The following is a 22,466-nucleotide window of genomic DNA, read 5'->3' as shown; positions in this document are numbered from 1 at the left end:
CCCGCTCTCAAAAGGGATGGAATCCGCTCAGGAAGGCACGCGGGACTACCGGCGTCTTGAGCCCTCAATTGAGGCAATCGGGTGGGTGGGGTCGAGCTTGAGGGCTTCGGTGAACGCGGTCTTGGCTTCTTCAGACTTGGAGAGCCGCTTGAGCGCGATCCCCAACTGGGCCCAGGCCTCGGCATAGCGCGGGTTGACCTCGAGCGCCTGGCGAAAGGCATGTTCGGCCTCCTCCACGCGATCCAGTTCCAGAAGCGTTTGGCCGAACTTGCACCGGATATCCGCGTAATTCGGGGCCAGTTGCAGGGCCAGCTCATATTCGCGGGCCGCCTCTTCGTAGCGCCGGTCTTTGCTCAGTGCGTCGGCAGCCATGGCGCGAGTGTTGGCATCTCCCGCTGCCGCGCCGACCGCCGCAAAGAGCCGCGCCGCGGCGTTTGGAAGCTCCCCGGACTCTGCCAGCGCCATCGCCTCCCGCACGGCGTTGGCATAGGCCGGCTGAGCGTCCTGAGCGGAGCTTGCGTGAACCTTGGAGGCTGAAGCGTCGCCGGACCGCATCGCCATCGCGGCCCTATAGAGCAAAGCGTCGGCATAGCGGGGATTGAGCCTGAGCGCCTGCTCTACCGATGCCGATTCCGCCTCTAAGTCGCCCGCGGGGAACGCGGCCTTGGCGGCCTTGAGGTGCAGGTCGGGGTAGGAAGGGTGGAGCCGAAGCGCCCGGCGAACGGCGGCCAGCGCCGAGGCTGCGTCTCCAACCGCAAGGGCCGCGTCGGCTACGCGGGAATGGCACTCGGTGAGGTTGCGCAGGATGGTTTGCATGCGCCCGGGATCCTTTTCGCGCTGGAGCACCGCCTCAAAGGACTCGATGGCGGTGTCGAAGTCGCTCGACGTCATGGCGCGAACGCCCTGATCGAAGAGCGGGTCCTGCCCAAAACCGAACCACTTGGAAGCGAGCGACATGGTGGAATTATGGTGCTCCGGCGGAGTCCATGCAGGGGAATAAGGGCCGGATCCGGCGACGATCTGATGAAAGAGGGGCGCGGCCGAGGCAAACCGGCCGCCGAAATCAGTGCTGCTTCCCCCTCCAAAGTGGATGGCCGTCCTGGCCGTTGCGCCCGCCACTCCTTTGGCACAAGTAGAGACGGGCGCGATATGAAAAAGGGAGCGGATCAGCCCGAACGGCGGTCTCGTTTGGCGCTGGGCCGGAATGTGGCGCCCCTTGCGGGGTGCGGGGTTGGGAGGAGTCCGGTCCAAGGGTGTCGGCCTGCGGCTACAACTCCTGGCCAATCTACTGTGACCCCTGTCGAGGTCAGAACGATGGGCGATGCAAGGGTCCTCTCCTCAGACCCCTTGCGGGCGACCTATGCGGGGCCTTGACGTAGCTCCGCAAGACAGATCGGAGGCTGGGACGCTAAACTGACGGGTATGCAGGTGAATTGGAAGGGAGTCTTCCCGGCGGTGACAACCCAATTCCACAGAGACCTCACGCTGGATCTGGAGGGCACGGCTCGGCACATCGAGGCGCTGATCGACTCGGGGGTCTCTGGGCTGGTGATGCTGGGGTCGCTGGGCGAAAACAACGCCTTGACCCACGAAGAAAAGCTCCAGGTGGCGCATTGCGCGATGGAAGCTTCTCGTGGCCGGGTGCCGGTCCTCAGCGGCGTTTCGGAGCTTTCAACTGGGGAGGCTTGTCGGTACGTGCGAGCTGGAGAGAAAGCAGGTCTTGACGGGTTCATGGTGATGCCGGCAATGGCCTACCGTGCGGATGCCGAGGAAGCCAAGGCGCACTTTCTCACGGTCGCCCGCTCAACTGGGCTCCCGATCATCGTCTACAACAACCCGATCGCTTACTATGTGGACCTGCTGCCCGAGACGCTCCTCGAAATGGCGGACCAGGACAATCTGGTGGCCGTCAAGGAGTCTTGCGGAGACCCAAGGCGGTTCACCGATCTGGCGAACGCACTGAAAGGGCGCTACACGCTTTTTGCCGGAGTGGACGATCTAGCGCTCGAGTGCGCGATGCTCGGCGCAGAGGGCTGGATCGCCGGAATTGGCCTGGCCTTCCCAAAAGAGAACCAGGCCTTGTGGGAACTGATGATGGCGGGGCGCTGGGAGGAGGCGCGGACGATCTATCGCTGGTACACCCCGCTGCTGCACCTCGACGTCGGCGTAAAATTCGTGCAGAACATAAAGCTCGCAATCCAGGAGGCCGGGCTCGGAAGCGAGTGGGTCCGGCTGCCGAGATTGGTTCTTTCTGGCGAGGAGCGCGAGCGCGTGCTCAAGATCATTCGGCACGGCATGGAGAACCGGCCGACGGTCCCCGAGCCCGCCTCGGCCTAGGGGCATGGGAGCGCTTCGCCGGATTCGGTTTGTCGATTCTCACACGGGCGGGGAGCCCACGCGAGTGATCGTCAATGGCGGACCCGACCTCGACGGCGCGACGATGGAAACGCGGCGTGCCGACTTTGCCGCTCGGTTTGACGCGTTTCGCAGTGCGGTCGTGAACGAGCCACGGGGATCCGACGTGTTGGTCGGGGCGTTGCTCACAGAACCGGTTTCTCTGGATTCGGTCGCAGGAGTGATCTTTTTCAACAATGTTGGGACACTATGGATGTGCGGCCATGGGACGATCGGGGTCGTTGAGACCCTGCGCCACCTGGGGCGCGTGGAACCCGGCCCGATCGGGCTCGACACACCCGTGGGCCGTGTAGTAGCGACTCTTCACGAATCGGGCGACGTTTCGTTCGAGAACGTCCCCTCGTACCGTCACCGCACAGCAGTGCCCGTGAGGCTGGCGTCCGGGCAGACCGTCACCGGCGACATCGCTTGGGGAGGGAATTGGTTCTACCTGTGCCAAGACCACGGGCAAGTCCTTGAGCTGAGCCGCGCCGCCGCCCTCACCGAGTTTTGCTGGCAGGTTCGCGAAGCCCTGGAGAGGGAAGGAGTCACCGGCGCTGAGGGTGGGCTTATTGACCATATCGAGTTGCTCGGACCGTCGGCTCATCCGGGTGTCCTCGCCAAGAACTTTGTGCTGTGCCCAGGCGGCGCCTATGACCGGTCGCCGTGCGGCACTGGCACCAGCGCCAAGCTGGCCTGCCTCTTTGAGGATGGCAAGATCGCCGAAGGGGAGGAAATTGTCCTTGAGAGCATCACGGGCAGCGTCTTCAGGGGCAAGGTTCGAAAGCCCCTTCCCCTTGGAGCGCAGCGAGAGGGGGAAGGGGTTGGGGATGGAGGTTCCGGGTCTCGCAGTAACGGAGTCATCCCTACCGTCACCGGCCGGGCGTGGGTGACCGCTGAGGGCGATCTCTTGCTCGACCGGAGCGACCCCATTCGCGACGGGCTTCCTACACCGTTGAGGGGGACCTGAATGGCGGACTCGCCGAAAGTAATTGTTGTCGGCTCCGGCGTGGTGGGGCTTTCTGTGGCTTACTACGCCGCTCGCGAAGGACTCGAAGTGCAGGTCATCGACCACGAACCTGAGGGCTTCAAGAACGCCTCGTGGGGCAACGCGGGGATGATCGTGCCCAGCCATTTCGAGCCGCTTGCCGCGCCGGGAATGGTCGGCATGGGCGTGCGCATGATGCTGAGCCGGGAGAGCCCATTCTCGTTCTCGCTCAGTCCGGGCCGCGACCTGCTTCAGTGGGCCTATCGTTTTTGGCGGGCCGGGACGAAGGTGCACGTGGAGCGGTGCGCGCCCGTGCTGGCTCAAATGCACCTTGCCAGCAAGGCGCTCTTTGAGGACCTGCACAGGGAGATTCCGGGGGGCATCGGACTGGAATTACACGGCATGGCGATGCTCTGCGCCACCGAGGAGGGACTACGCGCCGAGAGAAACGTTGCGGAAGCCGCGGCACGTTTTGGGGTCCGCGCCCAGGTTCTCACCGGAGATGAGACTCAGGAGCGCCAACCGAACCTGAGGGTCACCGTCAAGGGCGCCGTCCGCTATCCCGACGACGCCAACCTGACGCCTGGACTGGTGCTGGATGGGCTGCGGGCCCGATTGAGAGAGATGGGGGTCGCTTTCGAGTTTCGAGCACGGGTTTCCGGGCTCAAAACGGAATCAGGAATGGTCCGGGCTATCCAGACCGATCGGGGCGAGCTTGGGGCCGACGAGTTTGTGATCTGCGGCGGGGCCTGGAGTGCTGAACTCGCGAAGCGGGTCGGTATCGATCTCCCGGTGGTTGCGGGAAAGGGCTACAGCATGACTCTACCCAAGCCGACAGAAATGCCTGTCGGTGGACTCCTGCTCAAGGAAGCGCGGGTCGCGGTGACTGGAATGTCGGACGGCCTGCGCTTTGGCGGCACGATGGAGATCGGCAAGCCCAATTCGACGATCAATGCGGCCAAGGTCGCAGGAATTCGGAAGTCGGTCCAGCGCTATCTGCCCGCCTACCCGCCCACCGCGTTCCAGGGCGTCGAGGTCTGGAGCGGAAACCGGCCCGTTTCGTCCGACGGCATGCCGTTCATCGGGAGGACCAAGCGCCTCCCAAACCTCCTTTTCGCCACGGGACATGGCATGATGGGGCTGAGCCTCGGACCCATCACAGGCAGGCTCATCGCACAGATCCTGACTCGCCAGAAACCCGAAATCCCGCTCGAACTCATGGACCCAGAACGCTATGCTTGACACCACCCTTCTTACCGGACGCAACTACCTAGGATTCGCCACCTCCAGCGAGGGAGCGGATCGCTTACACGCCGTCAACGCCTCGACGGGCGAGCAGCTGGCGCCTGCGTTCGCGCTCTCGACCTTTGACGAACGTGCGCTCGCCGCGCACCGGGCCGGCCAAGCGTTTTACGAGTTCGCCGCACTGCCCGCAGAGCGTCGTGCCGAGTTTCTCGATAGGATCGCCGAGGAGATCGACGCGCTGGGCGACTCCCTGCTGGAACGGGCGAACCTGGAGACGGCCCTTCCCATTCCCAGGCTCACGGGTGAGCGCGCAAGGACCACCAACCAGCTTCGGATGTTCGCCAGCCTGATCCGCGAGGGTTCCTGGGTGGACGCCCGAATCGACACGGCCCAGCCGGACCGGCAGCCCCTTCCCAAGCCGGACATCCGCCGTATGCTTGCGCCGCTCGGGCCGATCGTGGTGTTTGGGGCCAGCAACTTCCCGCTGGCGTTTTCGGTGGCGGGCGGCGACACGGCTTCGGCGCTTGCGGCGGGCTGCCCGGTCATCGTCAAGGCCCATCCGGCTCACCCGGGCACGTCCGAGTTGGTGGCGCAGGCGGTTCTGCGTGCGGCGAAAGCCACGGGAATGCCGCAGGGCGTGTTCTCGATGGTCCATGCTGACGAAGCCGGAAGCCAAGATCTCGTGCGGCGCCCGGAGGTCAAAGGGGTTGGGTTTACGGGTTCAAAGCGTGGCGGTCGAGCGCTGTTCGACGTGTGCGCCGCACGGGAGGAACCGATTCCCTGCTTCGCCGAAATGGGAAGCGTCAACCCGATCTTTCTGCACCCGGAAGCGCTCGAGGCGAGAGCGGAAGCCATCGGTGAGGGCTATGCGGCTTCGCTGACATTGGGAGTCGGTCAGTTCTGCACGAACCCGGGCCTGGTGTTTGCGGTCCAGGGCGAGGGACTTGCCCGCTTCCTGAAAACAGTGGAGTCCAAACTGGCGGAAGTTAAGCCTGCGACGATGCTTACTGAGGCCATTTGCCATGCCTATCAGTCGGGCGCGGAGAGGCTGTTTGGGCACGACAAACTGCGGTTGGAGGCAAAGGGCGCCGGGTCCTTGGGCGAGCCCCACCAAGCGACGCCGGCACTCTTCTCGACTACTGCCGAGGCGTTTCTTGCTGATTCCAGCTTGGCTGATGAGGTCTTCGGGCCCTGCGCGATCCTGGTGGTCTGCGCGTCTGCCGAGCAGATGCTCCAGGCGGCCGCGAGCCTGGAGGGGCAACTGACGGCCTCGATCCACGGCCCCGCTGCAAGCGAACTGACGAAGAGCCTCCTGGCCGAGCTCCTGCACAAAGCCGGGCGGGTGGTTTTTGACGGTTTTCCGACCGGAGTGGAGGTGTGCCCCTCGCTTCAACATGGGGGACCTTATCCGGCGGCGACCGATTCACGGTTCACGTCGGTCGGAACAGCGGCGATCTTTCGCTGGGCGAGGCCGGTCTGCTTCCAGAATGCTCCTGCCGAGCTATTGCCGCCTGAACTCAAGAATTCCAACGAGAAGGGTATCTGGCGAACGGTGAACGGGGTGCTGACGAAGGAAGGGGTCTGAGCCCCCCTCACCCGGTTCGCTTCGTTCACCGGCCTCTCCCGCGAGGGGAGAGGCGGAGTGCCCCTCTCCTGTGTTTCGCGAAGCGGAAAATGCCTCCGAGTCCCGACGTGTCGGGAAGGGAGGGGTTGGGGTGGGAGACAGAGGATCGCCCATAATCCGACACAATGAACGTTGCGGTGATCGGGGCGGGAAGCTGGGGCACGGCCCTTTCGATTCTGCTGGCGCGGAACGGCCACCAGGTCAATCTGCACGGCCGGAACCGCGAGCACCTCGAGATGCTGGCCTCGGCGAGGGAAAACCTGCGCCACCTTCCCGGATTCGCCCTTCCTGAGGAGATCGAAATCGTGTTCGAAGCCGGCGCTCTCGGTGCGCCCGATATCTGGCTGCTCGCCACACCCGCCGCCGGTATCCAAGCCGCGGCGCAGATGCTTCCGGAGTCGGGTGGCAACGTCGTGATCGTCGCAAAGGGCCTCGCCGTGGGGACCAACCAGCTCTTGAGCGATGCGGTGCTGGAGGCGCGTCCCGGAGCCAAAGTCGCGGCGCTAAGCGGCCCGAACCTGGCGCTTGAGATTGCGCGTGGCATTCCGACCGCCGCCGTTGCCGCCTCCGCCCATGAAGAGCTCGCAGAAAAGGTGGCCTGGACCTTCAACTGCCGCACGTTTCGCGTGTATATCAGCGACGACATCATTGGCGTTGAGCTTGCTGGGGCGCTCAAGAACGTGTTGGCCATCGGCGCCGGGATGTCGGATGGGTTGGGTTTCGGGGACAACTCGAAGGGCGCCCTCCTTGCGCGCGGCCTCAGAGAAATGACGTTGCTGGGTATGGCGCTTGGCGGCAAGCTTGATACCTTTCTGGGCATCGCCGGCGTGGGAGATCTTTTCGCCACGGCGGCGAGCAAGCTCAGTCGGAACTACCGCGTCGGGCTGGCGGTCGGGCAAGGAAGGACACTTCAGCAGGCGCTTGGCGAGATCGGCCAGGTCGCCGAAGGCGTGCCGACGGCCGAAGCTGCAATGGTGCTGGCACGCCGCAACGGGGTCCAGATGCCGGTTTTCGAGGGGATTGGAGCCGTGCTTCAAGGGCGCATGAAGCCGTTGGAGGCTGTCACGCTCCTCATGGAGCGCATGCCCAAGCGGGAAGGCGGGTTTGGCGAGGCGAGGGAGTAAGCTGAAGTAGCTTGCGAGCTCAGCAAAGACTGGAGGAATGGCTCAGATAGAATTCGCACGTAGCCGGGAACTTCCGATGAAACCCTATTACATCGCAGAAGCAGTCATCTTCCTCTTGGCGGTGCTCTTTTTTGCCATAGTGTTCCTCCTTCCAGTTTGGGTAGTAACCCTTGTCTTTCCCACCAAGTCGGTCTACGTAGTTTGCATTGGCGGATTTCTAGCTATCGCGGCCGCCGCAAGGCTCTCGCTGTTGGGTTCTCGTCTTTCTGGAGGAAGTCAAGCGTTCAAGAAACTGCAGGCTGAGTCAAGGAACAGGGGCCGGTGTATGAACAAGCCAAGAGAAAGCTCTCAATCTCACTGGTTGATGCCATCCGGAATGGCGTGAGACGCCAGCTCTGGGATGAGGCTCACGACAAACTTGAAGACGACTGCGAGCAGAAGCCATCAGCCAACCATCGCACCGACTCTGATGGCTGATCGACGATTAAGATCTCCTCGATATCACTCAATTGCTTAGCAATCGCGAGTTCGAATGAGGGCGCACATCCTTCGTACCGGTCTGGCGCCACCCCGACAGGGATCAGAAGACCGGAGCTAGCGGTTGGGTTCAGCCCGCGACCCCGACAGGGGTCAGAAGACAGTAGCCATGGGTTGAGCGAAGCGAAACCCCTGGTGGCGGGCCAAACGGAACCGCACCCCGCAAGGGGTGCTACAGCCTATTCGAAATATCTCATGTCCACCTCGACACCCAGTTCGCGGCAGATCGAGAGTAGCTCCGACCGGGAATCAACGGTTTTGTGGCGCTCTTCCTGGTTCGCTATGTATTCCCTGACCCTGTCCAAACCACGGAACCCAACAGTGAACACCCCATAGCCCTCTTGCCATGCAAAGCTAGGCATCCCCATTTCGCGCTGCATCCAGACCGTAGCCGATCTCTTCAAGTCACGTGCAAAGTCGGCGATGCAGTGTGTTGTCTTGGTTGAGACCAGGAGATGGACATGGTCTTCGACACCACCGATAGCGAGAGGCACGGCTCCGAGGTTCTTGGCGCAACCGGCGAGATAGCCATGCAAGCGCGAACGGATTTCAGGTTGTAGAAGGGGTGCACGGCCTTTGGTGGCGAAGATCAGGTGGAAATAGAGGCTCGCGTAGGTGGCGGGCATGGCGGATTGTGGCACCCCTTGCGGGGTGCAGAGGGGTTTAGGGCCTGCGCTTACCAGGGGTTTCGCTCCGCTCAACTCCTGGCTACTCTCTGCTGACCCCTATCGGGGTCCCGGATGATTGGAAGGGGGTGGCGTTCTCCAGGGGTGTCGGCCCGGGGGCCTCAACCCCTGGCTACTCTCTGCTGACCCTTGCGGGGTCGCGGCACCATCTATGACCCCTGCCGCTTAGGCTTCTGCCCCTTCCTCCAGAGCAGACTTTCCGGGACTTCGCCTTTAGGATGTCCGGGGCCTTCGACGATCAGCTTCAGGCCCTTGCCGCCGCGCTGTTCGAAGTACCCCAATTCGATGGGGTAGAGCCCCTTCTTGAGGTGGATCGACGCCGACTTCTCACCCATGCCATGCAAGCCATCGTTGTCCACCACCATCGCGCCCGCCAGCTTGAAGGTCGACCCATCGTCGCTGCTGAGGGCAAAGGTGTAGAGCCCATCGGCAGGCGCCTCGAAGAACCCGGTGAACCGCAAAGCGTACTCGTGGTCGAAGCCGAGAGCCGCGTTGCTGATCACGGAAGCAAAGCCCGATGAGGCAATCGTCTGCTTGGCGAAATCGGGCACCTTGGAGAAGTCGCCCTTTACGCCTTCGACGTTCAGGCCCTGCAGCAATTCGGACTTGTCGTTCGTCGGCACAAACTTCTTGCAGGAGACGCGCGCGACGTCTCCGGGCTTGCCTTGGCTGTTCACATAAGCGAAGCTGACCAGAGTGTCTGCCTTCACCTGGATCGGCCCCTTGTACTCGGGCGACTTCCCGTCCGGGCTCGTGCCGTCGGTGGTGTAGCGCAGGCTGAACGGGATGCCGGGCACCTCTTTGGCGGGCACTTCGGCGGAGTCGCTGAAGATGACCGCGCCGTATTGGACCTCGGGCGCAGGCATCTGATACGTGCATTGGAGTGCGTCGAGCCGCCCGAAGTAGGGCCCCATCCTCTTGCTGAAGCTCTCCCAGTCCTTCTTTTTGGGGTCGAGCCAGAGGACTTCGGCGGTCGCGAGCATGCGCGGGAGGATCATGTACTCGACGCGCGCTTCAGTCGCAATCCACTCGGTCCATACGTTCGCCTGCCCACCGAGAATGAACTTCGACTCGTCGGCATTCAGCACGTCTGGGACCGGCTCCCAACCATAGACGTGCTTGGTGCTCGTGCCCTCGTAGCCGTAGTCGAAATAGCAGTGCGAGGTGGGCGACATGACCGCTTCGTGGCCTGATTTGGCCGCAGCGATGCCGCCATCGATGCCGCGCCAGCTCATGACCGTCGCGCCGGGAGCGAGGCCGCCCTCCAGGATCTCGTCCCAGCCGATTAGCGTTCGCCCGTTCCGCCACAGGAAGTTCTCGTAATGGCGCACGAACCAGCTCTGGAGGTTCTCCTCAGGGCTGTGATCCGCGCGGTACCCGTTTGCAGTCGCTCGGTCGCCTTTGAGTCCGACCTTCTCGACGCGCGCCTGGCAGTCGGGGCACTTTTGCCAAAAGCCCTTCCAGACTTCGTCCGCGCCGACGTGGATCCATTTGGTGGGGAAGAGGTCCATTGTCTCCTTCAGCACGTCCTCGAGGAACTGGAGCGTCGAGTCCTTTCCCGCGCAGAACACGTTGGTTTTGGGCATGCCCGTGTCGGCGCCCTTAAGGTCGCATCCTAGGTCGGGATAAGCGATCATCGCCGGCAGGTTGTGGCCGGGCATCTCGATTTCGGGAATCACTTCGACGTGGCGGTCGGCGGCATATTTGACGATGTCGCGAATCTCCTCTTGGGTGTAGAAGCCGCCGTAGAGCTTCTTGCCGCTGTTCTTGCCCGGGAACTCCAGGCCACCCATGTTCCACGCGCCACCGGGCCAAACCTCGCCGGTATCCGTGCGCCAAGCCCCTACTTCGGTGAGCTTCGGATATTTCTTGACCTCCATCCGCCATCCGCCGTCGTCGATCAAATGCCAATGGAAGCGGTTCATCTTGTGCAGGGCGATGAAGTCGATATAGCGCTTGATGAAGTCGGGCGGGAAGAAGTGGCGGGAGACGTCGAGGTGCATACCGCGCCAGGAGAAGCGGGGGTAGTCGGTGATGGTGAGGTTGGGGAGGTCAAGACGGGTCGCAGGTCGCGGATTGCCGGTTGCAGACCTGGTTTCGACAGAGTTGGGGAGAAGCTGGCGGAGGGTTTGAACGGCGTAGAAGGCGCCGGCGTCGTCGACGAACTTGACGGTTGCCGATCCGTTCTTGATCGTGAGCTTGTATCCCTCGGGCTTGACACCGTCTTCGGGCATGGCGGGGACGAAGGCGATGGTTCCCTTTTGGCCGACGGCGGAACGATCTTCAGTACTTTTGAGGTCGATGTTGGAGGCGTTCTTGACCAGGGCTTTGAGGAATCTGGAGGCGTGGTCGCCTGTGGCGTCGTAGACGCGCGTGGATTTGTCGAAGACGAACGGCGCGCCGGCGAGCATTTGTATCTCTTGGGGCAGGGGGAACAAGGAGGGCAAGGCGGGGCCGGGAACTGTGGTTGAGGACATATAGGCACCGAGGAGCAGGAGGGCGGGTAGGAACGCCATGGCATTAGGTTCTGGCTCGCTGCCACTAGCTCCTGCTCGAGTGGAGTGGCGGAGGGACAAAGGGGCGGAGGCAAAAGGGGACCGAGGGACAGAGGGACCAAGGGGCGGAAGGACGGAGGGTGGACGGATGGTAGGGTGGAAGTTGGGGTGGCTGGGTGGGTGGGGAGCCTCAGGTCCCCGCAACAATACCAAGTCCAGCGACAACGGAATCATGGAAGCAGACCCCTATGAGGCGAGGGTACAGCCATCTTTTGGCGCTAATTCTGCTCACTATCCCGGCGTCGATACACGCCGACATGACCGGAATGGTCCCTGGCGATGTGGTCGTGGACAACCTGACTGAGTACGGTCCTGGGCACGCGGGACTCTACATCGGACGCTGGAGCATGATGCCCCGTGACCTGCAGGAGCGGTATGCCAAGGCGTTTGAAGAGGCGGCAATCCGAAGCGGCTGCTTTGAACTGCTCGACAGCTATTTGGTGATCGATTCGATGCCGGGGCGCGGCGTCAGGGTGGCGTCGATGGTGGAGCAGTTCACAGACTTCAACGGGGGCTCCAACGCTTACTATCCCAGGTTATCCACCTTCGATCTTGCAGGCGCGCTGCGCTTTGAGAACGACAAGGGGCTGGCGCTCAAGTGGAGTTCGCTGCCGGACAAGGACTCTCGGCGCTGGAAGATCGTTGAGATCGGCCTTCAGTGCGCGCTCGCCCATGTGCCCTATGACGACAAGCACGGACAGCTTGCGGCGACGAACGTCGGCGAAATCCTGCGGCGGGCGGCAAATGGCTCCGGACTTCAGCTCGACTGTATCTCCCTTCCACACTTCGCTTACTGGAAGGGCGCCCAGATCGACCTGGACACCAGTTGGTGGCCTTTGCACACCCCAAGCCAGCTGTACGATTACGCCAAGCAGAACCAGCTCTGGCGGCCCGTATCGTTCATGCCGCTGCTCCGCGATACGGCCTTTCTGGGTACCTGGCGGCCTGTCAAAACGAACGTCAGCACGAGGGGAATGACTTCGTTGGAGGCGTCTGCGGCGCGCGAGGAGCTTGGCTATTTCCCGTTCGACACGAAGTTCCAGATCCGGCGCCAGAGCGCGGACATGACCTATGAGCTCCAGGAATTCCACGGGGCAGAGCGCATCGGCGACGCGGAAAAGTTCGTGCTGGACAAGATGGCTGCGAGTCCGCTCCAGACCGGAGTCGGCCGCTATGCGCGGTCGGAGAGCGGCATGAGCATGTCCTCCGAATTGGTGCCGACTTCAAGCGAAGGCATGACTTTCACGACGGCTATTTCGTCGTCGGGAAAGTCGGCCACGGTGACCGTCTATCTGAAGCGGGAGCGCAGCGCCCGGAAGCTTGCGCGGTAGCGCTTGGAGAGGGCGGCGGCGAAGGGCGAAGAGCGATTGGCGAAGGGCTTTCCCCTCATCGCTTCATCCCTTTATCCCTTCATCTCCCCACCTTCTCCCCTCATCCAGCATCGCCAGGTAGTTGTCGACGGGGAGGAAGTTGGCGACGGTATTGCCGGTGCCGAGGCAGTAGCCGCCGCCGGGCTGGCAGATGTCCAGCGTTTCGCGCACGCGAGCGCGAACCTGATCTGGAGTAGACCGGCACAGGAAGTCCATGTCGATCCCGCCGAGCACGGCGATGCGGCCTCCAAAGAGGCGCTTGGCCTCGGTGACCGGGAGGATCGTATCTTCGTATGAGTGCTTCGCGTCGACCTTGACGTCCTCGATCAAGTCCTCCATGATGTCCAGCACTTGGCCGCAGCAGTGGAGCAGGTAGAGCTTGCCGGCACGGTGAAAGATCTCGGCGGCGGCCTTGTGGGCGGGGAGCACGAATTCGCGAAGGTCGGCCGGCGAGATCAGGGTGCCCGTACGAAAACCCAAATCGTCGCTTCCCCAGACCATGCGTGCTCGATCGAACTGGACCACCGTGCGGTAAAGGTGCAGGTAGTAGTCGTTCACCTTGTCGGCGATGGCTTTGACCAGCGCGCGATCGTCGGCCAGGGCATAGCAAAGGTTCTCGTAGCCCATGAGCGCCGTAAGCTGCTCCAGAAAGTGGCCGGTCACGCCTGCGATCAGGCACATGTCGTCGGGGAGGTTCGCGTTCAGCCATTCGAGGCTCGACGTGTCGGCTTTGGAGGGGTCGGGCCAATCAAAGCGTTCGAAGTCCTGCCAACTCATGATTGGGCCGTGCTGATGGTCGGTGAAGCGGCGGCCTGCTTCCCTCTTTAGGCCCGCGGTGTCTTCGGCCACCTGGCCCGGGACCTTCCAGTCTTGCCAGAGGCCCCAGGTGACGTAATCGTAGCCCAGGAAGCGCTGGATGGCGATCTGGCATTTAGGCCAATAGTAGGGGTCTTCAGGGCTGAGACCGTCCCAAACGCCGTAGCGGCGGGCGATCTCCTGTTGGACCTCGAAGTCGAGGTACAGCTCGACGATGTGGACGCGCTGCGGGGTGCCTTGGCGGCGGATGCACGCTTCGAAGGCCTCGCCATCGGGCGCTTGGGGCACGGAAAACGGTGACGGGAGCCTCGTCGCGGTAGCCATCAATCAATGCTACGGGGAGTTCTCAATCCGAGTTCTGTAGGCTGATCGTTCTTCCCTGTAACGTGCCATTGAGCTACACCTGAACCAACCCCAAGATCGGCCACCGGGCCGAGTCTGGAGACTCGCGCTCCTTGGCTCCAAAGGCCGTTTGTGGGTTGAAGCCAGGTCCCGCTTTCCGTCGACGGCAACCTAAAGCGACCTTGTTGCGATGGCGCCTAGTCCTGCTTCCTGTAGTAGACGTACTTTTTCTTGTTGCTGACATAAGAGAAGCAGTTCTTGGTGACCCAAGTGATCACGTAGTGCCCGTTATCGTTTGCTTCTTTGATGATCTGATCTCGGTTCTTCATGAGCCTTGCCTTGATCGCTTCAGCTCCTGCGACGACACCCTCCACGTCCCAGTGAACGTCCGTGATCGTTTCAGTAAGCTTGTTTCCAGTCAGGGTCCAAGTGCCCGTCTGGCTGCTCACCAAAGTGCGGCCACGCGCACTTTCAATACGCGCGACGCTCCGGTAGCTTCCGTCCATCGAGAATGTGTCGATGCCTTTCACCGGAAAGGTGGAGTCCTTGACCACAATCTCGCTTTCGCAGGTCCAGCTTCCTACGATGTCTGATTGGCCACCGCAGCCCAAGGACGCCAGCACGCACAGGGCGACGACAACGAAGGACCGACTGTCCATTGACGAAGTATCGAGGATTGGCTGAGATTTGTCAACCATAATCACTCCCGATGGATCGCGAGACCCTGATTCGGTGCGAAATGGCCGAGGCTGCCGCCTTTGCTTCCATCTATCGCAACACCCGCCCCGAAGTGGCCAAGAAGCTCGGCGTGGGGCTGCTGCCGATCGGCTCCACCTGGGCAGGAAAGTGTGATGCGCTTAATGACCCGCTCTACAACCGGTGCAACGGGCTGGGGCTTCTGGAAACCTTTGGGGACGAGGAGTTCGACCAGCTCGCGGCGTTCTTCGGCAACCAGAACTGGGCGGTCGAGATCGCTCCCATCGCCCATGGCGTCGATGAGGAACGCCTTTGGCGTCGAGGCATGGTGCGGGGTGAAGACTATCCCAAGTTCATCCGGTCCACATCCGTGCCCTTGCCCAAGCCCGACCCCCGTGTTCGCGAGCTTTCGGTGCTGGATTTCAGTACCTTTGCCCGCGTCGCCGTCGAGGCGTTCAAAATGCCTCCCGCTGCCCTGGAGTGGTTTCTGGCGGACGTCCCCGACGAGCATTGCCACTATTTCCTTGCCGAACTCCTGGGTCAGCCCGCCGGCACCGCCTTTCTCTACACCTACGAGGGGGTCGGATGGCTCGGCGCGGGCTGCGTCTTGCCGGACTTTCGGGGGCAGGGGCTTCAGCGTGCGTTGATCGAGGCGCGGATTCGCAAAGCGGCGGCTGAAGGTTGTGAATGGGTGACCAGCGAGACGGGCGCCGACAAACCGGACAGCCCAAACTACTCCTGCCGCAACATGCTGGCCTGCGGGTTCGAGGTGGCGTATGAGCGAACCTATGCCAAGTTTGTGCCTGAAATCAACTAGGGATTGGGCGAACTGACAAGAGGCTGATCGGTCAGCGACCTAAGCTGCTGTTCAACCCAGCCCATGATCTCCTCGGCGCTCGCTCCCTTCTCGAACTTGTGCGGCTCTCCCCAGCGAAGCGAGACGCCGCCAAACGCGGGTTTGGGGAGCAATCTGCCGTAGGGGAGGATGCGGTTGGTTCCGTTGATCCCGGCGCAGATGATGGGCACATCGGCCATCCGGGCGATAAGGGCGACGCCAGGCTTGAGGGGCAAAAGCGCGGAGCTCTCGCTGAGCTCGCCCTCCGGGAAGACGCAGACAGCTTGGCCCGCCTTCAAATAGGCGACGGCCTTCTTGATCGCTGTGCGGTCCGGCTCGCCCCGCTTGACCGGGAACGCGCGAAACCAGTGAAGGAAACGGCCCAGAAAGGGCATTTCAAAGAGCTCGCTCTTTCCCATAAAGTAGATTGCGCGCGGGCACCCGACTTGGATCGCGACGGGGTCCACGTCTGCAAGGTGGTTTGAGAGGATGAGGAGGCCTCCGGCTCCGGGGATCTGGCGTTTGTTTCGTACCCTCAATGGGCCGAGCACCAAGAGCATCACCCTGGCGACGAAGCGCCAGAAAGGAAGCCCGAGCAGCCCAAACAGGGGGCTCTGCAGTTCGATGTCATTGCTTTCGGGCTGAGGATCGTCCATGCGTTGAGTTGCTCCGATCTTAACAGGGGCGCATAGAAACCACGGCTTCGTGATTCTGGCATTCCTCCAGGGCGCTTGATGATGCGAATTGGCCGTTTGGCCCGGTGTCCTCGACAACCGGCTCTCAGTCTTTGGCCCTTCGGGGTCATCGCAGCGAAGTTCGCTAACGTTACGAGGTGGTCTCAGAGCAGTCTTTGAACGTTCCGGGGCCATGCCGGAGGAGTCTGTGAAAGAGTCCTATGGGATTTCCGCAACGAAGCACTATAGAAGGCGCCCCGGGGATTCAGTTAGGCCGAATGTGGCCGCTTGATGGCCTGGGCGATCGCCTGCCAATAGGCCTGCTTCTCGAGTTCCAGGACGCGGGCCGCGAGAGTCTCCGGAGTGTCGCCTGGTTCGACGGGACACCTGACTTGAAAGATGATCGGTCCCTCGTCGTAGCGCTCCGTTACGAGGTGGACCGAGCAACCGGACTCGGTTTCGCCCGCCGCAACCACGGCCTCGTGAACGTGCGAGCCATACATCCCTTTGCCGCCGTACTTCGGGAGGAGCGCCGGGTGAATGTTCAGAATTCTGCCGGCGTAGGCGTTGAGCACTTCGGTGGGCAGTAGGCGGGTGTAGCCTGCGAGGCACACCCATTCGGCGCTGTGGGCGCGCAAAACCGCCAGAAGGCCCCCGCCATAGGCTTCTGCCTTTGGCGAAACGAGCTCCAGGGTCAGTCCCTGTTCGCGCACCCACTGGGCGGCGGGCGAATCGCCGGCCGGCGAGATGACGACGGCCACCTCGGCTTCGAGCCGCCCATCCTGGCAGGCCCGGGCAATCGCCTTCAGGTTGGTGCCTCGGCCCTTAGGGCCGATCAGAATGGCAAGCCGTGTTTTGGGCACGGGATCAATATATCTCGGAACGCCGAGCGATCACTGGACATACCTCTGGGCCAAGAGCCTTGAGGAATGGACTTGGAGCCCTGTTTCAAGACAGACGAACCGGTCTAGACCACAAAAATGTGGGAAAACCCGCCTTTCACCCTTGACATCCGTGAAGGGGCGTGCCTATAATATCGATTGCTGTCCCAGCCTGGGGCCGCAGATCCTTGAAAGCTCAATAGTGACGCGTTCGGTAAGGTTTATTACGAGACGCCGTTGCTCGGTCAGAAGTGGCTGAGGGATGAGCGTCCTCGTCAAAGATCAATTGAAAGCGGTCAAATGCACCGATGACCATGTCGGTGCGGCCGATAAAAAGGTTTTTCGTCCCGGTTTCGATCGGGACTGAAGCAACGCTTTTTTCGGAGAGTTTGATCATGGCTCAGGACGAACGCTGGCGGCGTGCCTTAGACATGCAAGTCGAGCGAGGGCTTCGGCCCTAGCGGCGAACGGCGGAGTAATGCATAAGCAACGTGCCCCAAAGACTGGGATAGTCGCGGGAAACTGCGGGTAATACCAGATGTGGCCCTCAGATGGCATCATCAGAGGATTAAACCGGGCAACCGGCTTTGGGAGCGGCTTATGTCCTATCAGCTTGTTGGTGAGGTAACGGCTTACCAAGGCTACGACGGGTAGGGGGTCTGAGAGGATGATCCCCCCGAGTGGGACTGCGACACGGCCCACACACCTACGGGTGGCAGCAGTTTGGAATATTGCACAATGGAGGAAACTCTGATGCAGCGACGCCGCGTGGAGGACGAAGGATCTAGGTCTGTAAACTCCTTTTGCTGGGAAAGACTTAGGACGGTACCCAGCGAATAAGCCCCGGCTAACTACGTGCCAGCAGCCGCGGTAAGACGTAGGGGGCGAGCGTTGTCCGGATTTACTGGGCGTAAAGGGCGCGTAGGCGGCTCGTTAAGTGTGAAGTGAAATCTCCAGGGCTCAACCCGGAAACTGCTTCGCATACTGGCGAGCTTGAGGAACGCAGAGGTAACTGGAATTCCCGGTGTAGCGGTGAAATGCATTGATATCGGGAGGAACTCCAACAGCGAAGGCAGGTTACTGGGCGTTATCTGACGCTGAGGCGCGAAAGCGTGGGTAGCAAACAGGATTAGATACCCTGGTAGTCCACGCCCTAAACGATGGATGCTAGACGTAAGAGGTATCGACCCCCCTTGTGTCGCAGCTAACGCATTAAGCATCCCGCCTGGGGACTACGGCCGCAAGGTTGAAACTCAAATGAATTGACGGGGACCCGCACAAGCGGTGGAGCATGTGGATTAATTCGATACTAACCGAAGAACCTTACCCAGGTTTGACATTGCGAGAAAGCCATAGAAATGTGGCCCTCTCCCACAAGGAGACTCAAAAACAGATGTTGCATGGCTGTCGTCAGCTCGTGCCGTGAGGTGTACGGTTAAGTCCGCCAACGAGCGCAACCCTCGTCTTATGTTGCCAGCGAGTAAAGTCGGGAACTCATGAGAGACCGCCGGTGTAAGCCGGAGGAAGGTGAGGATGATGTCAAGTCAGCATGGCTCTTACGCCTGGGGCTTCACACATGCTACAATGGACGCAACAAAGGGCAGCGATACTGCGAGGTGGAGCTAATCCCAAAAATACGTCCTCAGTTCAGATTGTAGTCTGCAACTCGACTACATGAAGTCGGAATCGCTAGTAAACGCAGGTCAGCTATACTGCGTTGAATACGTTCCCGGGTCTTGTACACACCGCCCGTCAAGTCACCTGAATTGTCTTCACCCGAAGTCCGTGGCCCAACCGCAAGGAGGGAGCGGCCGAAGGTGAGGGGGGTAAGGGGGACTAAGTCGTAACAAGGTACCCGTACCGGAAGGTGTGGGTGGATCACCTCCTTAAAGAGTACGAACTCTCTGCTTCACGGAAGCGGAGACAACTCAAGGTCGACTTATCGCTCGCGTCACGAGCTTTCAAGAAAAGAGCTCCAAGTCATTCGTGGCTTGGGGCTTTTTTGCTTGTAGGCATCAGGTGTTAGGCGTTGGGTCTGGGTTAATCTGCCTATCCCCGTTGTGCGCCTCAGCCTGATGCCTAATGCCTGATGCCTAATGCCTGATGCCTAATGCCCTCACTCCACTTCCCCCATCGCCCTGAGCACCCTTAGCGGATCGTAGTACTCCTTGATCCGCGCGATCTTGCCGTCCCGGACGGTGAAGAAGGAGACGTAGTCCTGGGCGTAGCGCAGGCCCGTCGACTTGAAGGTCGCCTCGCCGTGGTATTCGGCGACGAAGCCATCGGCTGTGGGGTAGATCGTCGGTTCACCCAGTTCGAAGTCCTCGGCAAAGGTGGGGATCCGGCGCATGAAAGCGACGACCGCCTCGACGCCCTCCAACTTGCGGGTGTGGTCAGGTGGTGCGTAGGGAAACTCCGCCACGACGTCGTCGGCATAGAACGAGGTGTCGGCGTCGGGAGTCGGCGAGGCTTGGCCCAGATGCCTGGCGAGAAGGTCTTTGGGATCCATCGTCACTGTTTACCTGGAGCGAGCAGGCGTTGGCAGCCAGGAAGGTAGATGATTGACAGGAGAGGAAGGGAATCGGGCCACTGGATTTCCGCGCTTCCGCTGTAATCACTTTACGTCCCTAAGTAAGGGCTCTATCCTATCCCAAAGATCCGGTTCATCGAGCGCCTCCCCATACTGTCGAATCCAGTATTCAAGCCTTTTGAAGTCAACCGTCGGATAGTGATCCAGAAGCTGCTTCATATCGCTTAGGTCGTGAAGCCGGTGGGCTATTGCCTTCATGATGATGAGGTCTTCCGGTCGAGCGACCCTCAGCGTGACCCCGGAGACAAGCAAGTCCTCAGCTGCATCGATTGCGCCCAATTCGAAAGGTGTGTACGACATTGAGAGGTCAACGGGAACGTTCGTTTCAACGTCAACCAGGCGCAAAACCAAGATCAAACGCGCATCAGCTTCAATATCCGGCACCCTCGACTTCAATCCAAACTCGCCTGCCAGCTCCAAGAAACTGCGTAGGTCAAGCGATTCCCCGCCTATCAGGGCGTCCACATCCCGAGTGCTTCTGCAATCGGTTTGAAGTCCGACGGCGAACCCGCCAATAAAGGCACAAGGACAGTTGGCCGCATCAAGGAATCGCTAAGTTTTGATTGCAGCTCTCTAAAGCCGCGAAAGCTGGACTTCGTCATCCATGCAGTCGCCGCTTAGCCTTGAGCCATCGTTCGCGAACGGCTGAGTCGTCTCGAGACTGCCGTTCCTTTCCAAGAGACTCCCACATCTCTTCAACAACTGAGATATTTCGCCAGCGCTCTTCGATGGTGGCCGCGCGGTTTTCCTCGAGCACTTCGCGGTTATGTGCAAGGTACGCCTTGCGCAATTCTCTGATCTGGTTCTTGTCGAGGGGCATATGAACCTTCTACGGCACATGGGCAGCTGCCTGATGAAAGAGGCAACCACTTCAATACAGTTTCTTAGTTGGGAAGAGTGACGGTCTGCCTGCCTTGAGCCTTGTGAACTCCAGGCCGCCCAGTCCGATCGCTGCGATTCCGGCGCCAATGCCAACGATCCCACCTATCTTCGCGTCGGAGCCCGTCGCTTCGGGCCGTTGCGCTCTTGAAGACCAGCTACGGCGTCCCAGTATTCTTTGGTCGATCAAGCCTTGCTTGATCGAGATTCCGATCAGGACAATTCCGAGCAAGACCAGCAATCCGGCTCGAAGCATGAGCGCCCCCTACCGAATCGCGACTTCCGTCTCGGCGTCGAAAACGTGGACCTCGTCCAGATTCACCAGGAACTCGAAGCTCTTGCCCTCTTCGATCTTCGTCGAGGGGTCCAGCGTGGCGATGATGTTGTGGCTGCCGATGTTCAGGTAGGCCGTGTATTCGTGGCCGAGCGGCTCCATCACGTCCACTTTCATGGTGATCGCGTTGTGCTCGCCCTTCTTCACGTGGCCGGGGATCGCCGCATCGAAAATCGCCTCGGGCCGAATGCCGAGCGTGACCGCCTGGCCGTCCTTCACCTTGCCCTTCGCGTCGCCGTTCAGGGGAAGCTTGAAATCGCCTGCGTCCACCCACGTAGAGCCTCCAGAGACCTCGATCTTGGCGTCCATAAAGTTCATGGGCGGCGCGCCGATGAAGCCCGCCACGAACTTGTTCGCCGGCTTTCGGTAGACCGTCTCAGGTTCGTCGCACTGCTGGAGCAGGCCATCTTTCATGACGGCGATGCGCTGGCCCATGGTCATGGCCTCGACCTGGTCGTGCGTGACGTAAATGGTGGTGATCCCGAGGGATCGGTGCAGCCGGATGAGCTCGGCGCGGGTCTGGATGCGGAGCTTGGCGTCCAAGTTGGAGAGCGGCTCGTCCATGAGGAAGACCTTGGGTTTGCGAACGATCGCCCGTCCCAGCGCGACGCGCTGCCTTTGGCCTCCGGAAAGCTCTTTCGGGCGGCGGTGCAGGAGCTTCTCAATGCCCAGCATCGCGGCGGTTTCTTTCACGCGCTTGTCGATGTCCTCTTTGATCTTCTTGGCCTCGGCCATGTTGGCGAGCTGCCAGAAAAAGCCCTTGAGCTCGCGGAGCCGGAGCCCGAACGCGATGTTGTCGTACACGTTCATGTGCGGGTACAGCGCGTAGTTCTGGAAGACCATCGCGATGTCGCGGTCCTTTGGCGGCACGTCGTTCACGCGGCCCTCGCCGATCAGGATGTCGCCGCCGGTGGCTTCTTCCAGGCCGGCAACCATGCGCAACGCGGTGGTCTTGCCGCAGCCGGAGGGCCCGACGAGCACCATGAACTCCTTGTCCTTGATTGCGAGATTCAGGTCGTTGACGGCGATGACGTCTTTGCCAAAGACCTTGGTGACGTTCTTAAAGGCGACTCCTGCCATGCGCGATTGACACTCCAAATGGGCCGAAAAAACCCTCGGTGCGGACAGTATAACCTACCGCGTGCACCGCGTCGTGCGGGTTCCCTGGATTGGGGATTTGCAGCTTGAGATTAGGTTCGACGGGTGGGAACTGGGTTCCTGCTGATGGAGAGGCGAAGGGCGAAGTGCGAGGGGCGAAGAGCTATGCAGGCGCTGCTCACTTCTTGCGGCGTCGCGCGTTGATGATGTCGAGTTCGGCGCGTGTCATGGGCAGGGGCTCGCTGGTCTCGATCACGTTCGCCTCGGGCAATTGATCCCCCGGTTTGCCGTCCGGAAAGACCAGATAGCCATTGCCATAGTAGGGTGCGACGGAGTCCGCGAAGTCATAGCAGATCAGAGTCTGTGCGTAGTTCAGTTCAACACGTGCGAGGTTCCAGTCTTTGGACTTCGTGTCAGCGACAAAGTGGCCGGTCTTCGTCCCACTTCCAGCATCGACACCGCAACCATCGGCGATCAGCGATAGGGTGCCTCGCGGCCGCACCGCGGAAGGACGCCTGGGTTTGAACGGCTTCCAGGGTTTGGAAACGGTAGGCTTGAACCAGACCTTCCATTCTCGGTGGAGCTTCTTCTTTTGGAACGTCCAGCAACTAATCAGCACGAGGGGGCGGTTGGGCAGATCGATGTGAGGGTACTCCTCGGCCACGATGTACATGCGATCAGCTCTTCCGACGGGAAACAACACGTCCATTCCGCCGCCGAAATGAAAAGCACTCTCAGGGACGTCGTAGGTCGCATGGGCCAAAGCGGTTCTGGCGCTCATGAGTGCGAGTGCTTCCT

General features: G+C 61.1%; 20 protein-coding genes and 1 rRNA gene. 9 read left to right on the top strand and 12 right to left on the bottom strand.

Annotated elements, in window-relative coordinates; translation table 11 throughout:
* Positions 1 to 45: 45 nt before the first annotated feature.
* On the bottom strand, positions 46 to 957 hold the full coding sequence (locus HZC36_03315) for a tetratricopeptide repeat protein (GenBank protein ID MBI5706002.1): 912 nt from the start codon (positions 955 to 957) through the stop codon (positions 46 to 48).
* A 465-nt stretch (positions 958 to 1,422) separates the two neighbouring features.
* On the opposite strand from HZC36_03315, the gene HZC36_03310 reads away from it, so the two are divergent.
* The 6 genes from HZC36_03310 (at position 1,423) to HZC36_03285 (ending at position 7,760) form a co-directional block, all read left to right on the top strand.
* Positions 1,423 to 2,337: a dihydrodipicolinate synthase family protein gene (locus HZC36_03310; GenBank protein MBI5706001.1), complete on the top strand. Its 915-nt coding sequence runs from the start codon at positions 1,423 to 1,425 to the stop codon at positions 2,335 to 2,337.
* A gap of 4 nt (positions 2,338 to 2,341) precedes the next feature.
* The gene (locus tag HZC36_03305) at positions 2,342 to 3,364 is read left to right on the top strand and encodes a proline racemase family protein (protein ID MBI5706000.1); all 1,023 of its coding nucleotides are present in this window, start codon (positions 2,342 to 2,344) and stop codon (positions 3,362 to 3,364) included.
* Positions 3,365 to 4,624: an FAD-dependent oxidoreductase gene (locus HZC36_03300; GenBank protein MBI5705999.1), complete on the top strand. Its 1,260-nt coding sequence runs from the start codon at positions 3,365 to 3,367 to the stop codon at positions 4,622 to 4,624.
* Positions 4,617 to 6,212 carry an aldehyde dehydrogenase (NADP(+)) gene (locus HZC36_03295; protein ID MBI5705998.1) on the top strand — a complete coding sequence of 532 codons (1,596 nt, stop codon included), beginning with the start codon at positions 4,617 to 4,619 and terminating at the stop codon, positions 6,210 to 6,212. Before HZC36_03300 ends, HZC36_03295 begins: the two co-directional genes overlap by 8 nt.
* A gap of 164 nt (positions 6,213 to 6,376) precedes the next feature.
* A complete protein-coding gene (locus HZC36_03290) occupies positions 6,377 to 7,375 on the top strand; it encodes an NAD(P)-dependent glycerol-3-phosphate dehydrogenase (protein ID MBI5705997.1) in 999 nt (332 codons plus the stop codon).
* Positions 7,376 to 7,451: 76 nt separating this feature from the next.
* Complete coding sequence (locus tag HZC36_03285) at positions 7,452 to 7,760, top strand: hypothetical protein (protein MBI5705996.1); 309 nt, start codon at positions 7,452 to 7,454, stop codon at positions 7,758 to 7,760.
* A 331-nt stretch (positions 7,761 to 8,091) separates the two neighbouring features.
* Here HZC36_03285 and tnpA read toward each other — a convergent pair whose 3' ends face one another.
* Together tnpA and HZC36_03275 are read right to left on the bottom strand one after the other, a co-directional pair.
* Positions 8,092 to 8,538 carry an IS200/IS605 family transposase gene (gene tnpA, locus HZC36_03280; protein ID MBI5705995.1) on the bottom strand — a complete coding sequence of 149 codons (447 nt, stop codon included), beginning with the start codon at positions 8,536 to 8,538 and terminating at the stop codon, positions 8,092 to 8,094.
* 209 nt (positions 8,539 to 8,747) lie between these two features.
* Positions 8,748 to 11,009, bottom strand: a complete 2,262-nt coding sequence (locus HZC36_03275) for a family 20 glycosylhydrolase (GenBank protein MBI5705994.1) — start codon at positions 11,007 to 11,009, stop codon at positions 8,748 to 8,750.
* A gap of 332 nt (positions 11,010 to 11,341) precedes the next feature.
* Here HZC36_03275 and HZC36_03270 point away from each other — a divergent pair, with 332 nt between their 5' ends.
* A complete protein-coding gene (locus tag HZC36_03270) occupies positions 11,342 to 12,484 on the top strand; it encodes a hypothetical protein (protein ID MBI5705993.1) in 1,143 nt (380 codons plus the stop codon).
* A 63-nt stretch (positions 12,485 to 12,547) separates the two neighbouring features.
* Here the strand turns inward: HZC36_03270 and HZC36_03265 are convergent, their stop codons facing one another.
* Together HZC36_03265 and HZC36_03260 are read right to left on the bottom strand one after the other, a co-directional pair.
* Positions 12,548 to 13,663, bottom strand: a complete 1,116-nt coding sequence (locus HZC36_03265; protein MBI5705992.1) for a uroporphyrinogen-III decarboxylase-like protein — start codon at positions 13,661 to 13,663, stop codon at positions 12,548 to 12,550.
* 215 nt (positions 13,664 to 13,878) lie between these two features.
* Positions 13,879 to 14,340 (bottom strand): hypothetical protein, encoded by a 462-nt coding sequence (locus tag HZC36_03260; GenBank protein ID MBI5705991.1) that lies wholly within the window; start codon positions 14,338 to 14,340, stop codon positions 13,879 to 13,881.
* Positions 14,341 to 14,390: 50 nt separating this feature from the next.
* On the opposite strand from HZC36_03260, the gene HZC36_03255 reads away from it, so the two are divergent.
* The gene (locus HZC36_03255; GenBank protein ID MBI5705990.1) at positions 14,391 to 15,194 is read left to right on the top strand and encodes a GNAT family N-acetyltransferase; all 804 of its coding nucleotides are present in this window, start codon (positions 14,391 to 14,393) and stop codon (positions 15,192 to 15,194) included.
* On the opposite strand, the gene HZC36_03250 is transcribed toward HZC36_03255, so the two are convergent.
* Together HZC36_03250 and HZC36_03245 are read right to left on the bottom strand one after the other, a co-directional pair.
* Entirely contained in the window at positions 15,191 to 15,868 is a 678-nt protein-coding gene (locus HZC36_03250) for a 1-acyl-sn-glycerol-3-phosphate acyltransferase (protein ID MBI5705989.1), read from the bottom strand. The two genes, HZC36_03255 and HZC36_03250, sit on opposite strands and share 4 nt — an antisense overlap.
* A gap of 287 nt (positions 15,869 to 16,155) precedes the next feature.
* Positions 16,156 to 16,758, bottom strand: coding sequence for a phosphoribosylglycinamide formyltransferase (locus HZC36_03245; protein MBI5705988.1), 603 nt, complete (start codon positions 16,756 to 16,758; stop codon positions 16,156 to 16,158).
* 390 nt (positions 16,759 to 17,148) lie between these two features.
* On the opposite strand from HZC36_03245, the gene HZC36_03240 reads away from it, so the two are divergent.
* Positions 17,149 to 18,658 (top strand): 16S ribosomal RNA (locus tag HZC36_03240).
* Positions 18,659 to 18,883: 225 nt separating this feature from the next.
* Here the strand turns inward: HZC36_03240 and HZC36_03235 are convergent.
* The 5 genes from HZC36_03235 to HZC36_03215 all read right to left on the bottom strand — a co-directional run bounded on the left by HZC36_03235 (position 18,884) and on the right by HZC36_03215 (position 22,449).
* Positions 18,884 to 19,276, bottom strand: a complete 393-nt coding sequence (locus HZC36_03235; GenBank protein MBI5705987.1) for a nuclear transport factor 2 family protein — start codon at positions 19,274 to 19,276, stop codon at positions 18,884 to 18,886.
* Between the two features lie 105 nt (positions 19,277 to 19,381).
* Positions 19,382 to 19,873 carry a nucleotidyltransferase gene (locus HZC36_03230; GenBank protein ID MBI5705986.1) on the bottom strand — a complete coding sequence of 164 codons (492 nt, stop codon included), beginning with the start codon at positions 19,871 to 19,873 and terminating at the stop codon, positions 19,382 to 19,384.
* A gap of 82 nt (positions 19,874 to 19,955) precedes the next feature.
* Positions 19,956 to 20,177 (bottom strand): hypothetical protein, encoded by a 222-nt coding sequence (locus tag HZC36_03225; protein MBI5705985.1) that lies wholly within the window; start codon positions 20,175 to 20,177, stop codon positions 19,956 to 19,958.
* 324 nt (positions 20,178 to 20,501) lie between these two features.
* Positions 20,502 to 21,650, bottom strand: coding sequence for a sn-glycerol-3-phosphate ABC transporter ATP-binding protein UgpC (gene ugpC / locus HZC36_03220; GenBank protein MBI5705984.1), 1,149 nt, complete (start codon positions 21,648 to 21,650; stop codon positions 20,502 to 20,504).
* 196 nt (positions 21,651 to 21,846) lie between these two features.
* Positions 21,847 to 22,449: a hypothetical protein gene (locus HZC36_03215; protein MBI5705983.1), complete on the bottom strand. Its 603-nt coding sequence runs from the start codon at positions 22,447 to 22,449 to the stop codon at positions 21,847 to 21,849.
* Positions 22,450 to 22,466 lie beyond the last annotated feature (17 nt).

It is taken from the genome of Armatimonadota bacterium (assembly GCA_016223145.1).
Classification (GTDB): Bacteria; Armatimonadota; Fimbriimonadia; order Fimbriimonadales; family Fimbriimonadaceae; genus Nitrosymbiomonas.
Note: the sequence above shows the minus strand (reverse complement) of the source record. Positions and strands in the feature narration are given on the sequence as shown.